At 66.3% G+C, this 4156-nt stretch carries 4 protein-coding genes; 1 reads left to right on the top strand and 3 read right to left on the bottom strand.

The genetic code is table 11. From position 1 onward, the window contains the following. Window positions 1-199: 199 nt before the first annotated feature. The 3 genes from Q0S71_RS08805 to queC all read right to left on the bottom strand — a co-directional run bounded on the left by Q0S71_RS08805 (window position 200) and on the right by queC (window position 2227). Entirely contained in the window at window positions 200-415 is a 216-nt protein-coding gene (locus tag Q0S71_RS08805) for a DUF2783 domain-containing protein (RefSeq protein WP_295994006.1), read from the bottom strand. Between the two features lie 107 nt (window positions 416-522). Then, window positions 523-1512 (bottom strand): GlxA family transcriptional regulator, encoded by a 990-nt coding sequence (locus tag Q0S71_RS08810; protein ID WP_295994007.1) that lies wholly within the window; start codon window positions 1510-1512, stop codon window positions 523-525. A 7-nt stretch (window positions 1513-1519) separates the two neighbouring features. Then, entirely contained in the window at window positions 1520-2227 is a 708-nt protein-coding gene (gene queC, locus Q0S71_RS08815) for a 7-cyano-7-deazaguanine synthase QueC (protein WP_295994008.1), read from the bottom strand. A 167-nt stretch (window positions 2228-2394) separates the two neighbouring features. Between queC and Q0S71_RS08820 the strand changes: the two genes are divergently transcribed. Next, a partial coding sequence (locus tag Q0S71_RS08820; RefSeq protein WP_295994009.1) for an autotransporter assembly complex family protein occupies window positions 2395-4156 on the top strand: 1762 nt, incomplete at its 3' end.

Raw genomic sequence — 4156 nt, forward strand, 5'->3', positions numbered from 1 at the left:
TGCTGTCGAGCGTCGATTACTTTGGTGTGCTGGCCGCCGTCGGCGTGGCCGGGGCCTTGATGATGTCGGTGCAGCGGGTGTTGAAATGACGATGGCGGCGCCGCGCGAGGGTGAATGATGCGGTGAATGATGCGAGGTGTGATGCGAGGTGTGATGCGCGCCCCCCCGCGTGGCGGGGGACGCCGTTTTTCGCCGCCGCTCAACGCGGCAGGCCCGCTTCCACGTTGACGCGCGCCAGCGCGAACGCCTCGCGCAGCACGCGCAGGTCGCCGATATGGTTGGACAGTATCAACACCAGCTGCGCGTTGAGCATTTTGCTCTGGCCCTCGTCGAGCGCTTCGTGGCTATCGTCCAGCATGTCGTAGAAATCCTCGTAGTCGCCGAGATTCTGCCGGGTGTTCAATTGACCGTTCATGCTTCCTCCTGATTGTGAATCAGGTCATTGTGCGCGACTCCAGGCGCGCTGTGTACGGGTGCGCGGCGGCCTGGCCCAAAACGGACGCGGCTTGTCCCGAAAGCGGGTCAAAGTGCCGCCGGCGCCGCGATGCGCGGCACGTCGTCGGCGCGAAAGCGTTCGCGATACAGCTTGGGCGTGGTGCTCAGCTGGCGCGAAAAAATCATCCGCATCTGGGTCGCGGTGTTGAAGCCGCAGCGGAAGGCGACGGTCTTGAGCGGGATGTCGGTCTCCTCCAGCAACTTGCGGGCGAAGTCGATGCGGACCTGGTCGACGAAAACCGAGGGCGTCACGTGCGCGTGCTTGGCGAAGGCGCGCGAGAAGGTGCGCCGGCTCACGCCCACCGCGTCGGCGATGTCCTCGATGGTCAGCGCGGCGCTGATATGGTCGGTGACATATTTTAAAACCTTGGCGACCAGCGAGTCCTCGTCCGGCCCCACCGCGAGATAGGGGCTGTATTGCGACTGTCCGCCATCGCGGCGGATGTAGACGATCAGGCGCTTGGCCACCTTCATCGCCAGCTCGTGGCCCCAGTCCTCGGCGACGAGGGCCAGGCACAGATCGATGCCGGCGGTGACGCCGCCACAGGTGAACAGATTGCCGTCGCGGACGAAGATTTTATCGGGCCGCACCGTCGAACCGGGGAACTGGTTCGACAGCCGCTCGGCATGATCCCAGTGCGTGGTGATCTCGCGGCCCGCCAGCAGGCCGGCGTGCGCCAGCAGGAACACGCCGTTGCAGACCGCGCCAAAGCGCTTCGAGCCTAGCGCGCGCTGCTGCAGCCAGGCGCTGAAGCCGGCTTCGGGTTGATAGTCCGGGAATCTCGGGCCGCCAGCGACCAGCAGCAGGTCGCTGTCCGAATCAAAATGCAGATAGTCGCAATGGACGTTGAACGTGATGCCGCTGGAGCAGACAACGTTGTCCGGCCGGCCGCCGACGAGCGTGATGTCGTAGCGGTCTTCCTCGGGCAGGAACAGGTTCGCTTCCGCGAAAACGTCCAGCGGCCCCGCCACGTCCAGCGCCTGCACTCCGTCCAGCACGACCAGGGCGATCTTCATGTCCGGCTCAGGTTTCGGCGCCGACGAACTGGCGGTAGCCGCGCGCGCGCAGCGCACAGGCGGGACAGGTGCCGCAGCCATAGCCCCAGTCGTGCAGCTCGCCGCGCTCGCCCAGATAGCAGGTGTGGGTATCGGAGCGGATCAGGTCCACCAGCGCCGCGCCGCCCAGCTGCCGCGCCAGTTCCCAGGTCTGGCGCTTGTCGCGCCACATCAGCGGCGTTTCCAGCTTGATGCGCGTGTCCATGCCGAGGTTGAGCGCCACCTGCAAGGCTTTCATGGTGTCGTCGCGGCAGTCCGGATAGCCGGAGAAATCGGTCTCGCACATGCCGCCGACGAGCACCGTCAGGCCGCGCCGGTACGCCACCGTGGCCGCCACCGTCATGAACAGCAGGTTGCGGCCGGGGACGAAGGTGTTCGGCAGGCCGTTGGCCTGGGTCTCGATGGCGATATCGTGCGTCATCGCCGTCTGCGAAATGCGCGAGATCAGCGACAGGTCGATCATGTGGTCTTCGCCGAGGCGGCCGTTCCAGTCGGCCGACTGGGCGCGCAACTGTTCCAGCAGCGCCGGACGCACCGTCAGTTCGACGGCGTGGCGCTGGCCGTAATCGAAGCCTATGGTTTCGACCCGCGCATAGTTGGCCAGCGCCCAGGCCAGGCAGGTCGTGGAATCTTGTCCACCGCTGAACAACACCAGCGCGGTATCAGTAGGAAGCATGGGGGTCTTTCCGTAAAATCGTGGGCAACATTATATGTACGCCATCTTTTTGCGCTATCCGGTACCATGCACGTCAGCGTACACCCTGATGGAGTCTCATGTTGCCGGCCGTATCCGCACAAAAATTGGCAGGGCCACGAATTTTGGCACAAGTGCTGGCAAAAGTAATGGCCTGTCTGACACTGGCCGGCGCCATGACGCCGGTGGCCGCCCTCGCCGCGCCCGCGCCGGCGCTCAATTACACGGTCAGCATCGACGCTCCCGGCGCGCTCGACAAACTGCTCGAACATAATCTGGACCTGCTGCGCTATCGCGGCAATCCGCGCATCGACCGCGAACAGCTGCAACGCATGGTGCGCGCCGCGCCGGAGCAAATCAAGACCCTGGTGGCCACCGACGGCTATTACTCGCCCGTCGTCAGCGTCAGCTACGACCGCAACGCCGCCGCGCCGACCGTGCGCGTGACGGTGCAGCCGGGCCAGCCCACCGTGGTCGCCGACGTCGAACTGGAACTGCAAGGCTTCGACGCGCCGCCCGGCCAGCCGGCCGCGCAGCAGTTCGACACCGCCGCGCTGAAAAACAGCTGGTCGCTGAAAACGGGCGCCGTGTTCCGCCAGTCCGACTGGGAAGCGGCCAAGCGCGACTTCCTGCGCCAGGTGGTGCAGACCCGCTACCCGCGCGCGCAAATGACCGACAGCACGGCCAGCGTCGACCCCGACGCGCATCAGGCCAGGCTGCACGTGACCCTGGCCAGCGGCCCCGAAATGCGCTTCGGCCAATTGCGCATCGAAGGCTTGAAGCGCTATCCGGCCACGCTGGTGAGCAACCTCAATCAGATCAAGCCGGGCGACTATTACAGCGAGGCGGCCCTGCAGGCCTATCAGGCGCGCTTGCAGGACACCGGCTATTTCAGCGGCGTCGAAGTGAGCGCCGACACCTCGTCCGTGCTGTCCGAGCAGCTCGGCGCGGCCGCCGAAAAAAACGCGCCCGGCAGCACCGACGAAAAAACCGCGATGGCGCCGCTGCCGCTGCTGGTGCGCGTGACCGAGAACAAGCGCAAGAACGTCAGCGTCGGTCTCGGTTATTCGACCAACACCGGCAACCGCACCTCGCTGGCCTACGACGATCTGTCGGTCTTCGGCCTGCGCATGAAAAGCGCGCTGACGGTGGAGACGCGCCAGCAAACGGCCAGCGTCAACTTCTTCTTCCCGGTCACGCCGCAGGGTTACACGGACAGCGTCGGCGCGTCCTTCGTGCGCACCGATTTGTCGGGCGACGTCACCGGCACCAGCACCGTGTCGGCCAAGCGCGCGTGGGGCACGCCGCTGCTCGAACGCAGCGTCACGCTGGAGTTTTTGAGCGAGGACGACACCGTCGGCGGCCTGCCGACCGAGCACGCCAAGGCCGTGCCGCTGACCTATGCCGTCACCTTCCGCCGCCTCGACAACCTGGTGTTCCCGACCAAGGGCTATGTGCTCAACGCGCAGATCGGCGCCGCGCCGCTGCCGGTGCTGACCGATGAAGTGTTCGGCCGCGGCTACACGCGCGCCATCCTGTACCGGCCCATCGGCCCGCGCGGCATCGCCATCTTCCGCGGCGAAGCCGGCGCCCTGCTGTCCAAATCGAAGGACGGCGTGCCGCAGGTTTACCAGTTCCGCGCCGGCGGCGACCAGTCGGTGCGCGGCTACGCCTTCCAGGAGCTGGGCGTGCGCGAAGGCGCCGCCATCACCGGCGGCCGCTACCTGGCCACCGCGAGCGCCGAGTTCCAGTACTGGTTCAAGCCCACCTACGGCGCGGCGGTGTTCTACGACGCCGGCAACGCCGGCGACACCTTCAACGCGCTGCATCCGAAGTCCGGCTACGGCGTTGGCGGCCGCTGGAAAAGCCCCGTCGGCCCGATCAACGTGGACGTCGCCTACGGCCACGCCG

The organism is Rugamonas sp. (assembly GCF_025354735.1).
Classification (GTDB): Bacteria; Pseudomonadota; Gammaproteobacteria; order Burkholderiales; family Burkholderiaceae_D; genus Rugamonas.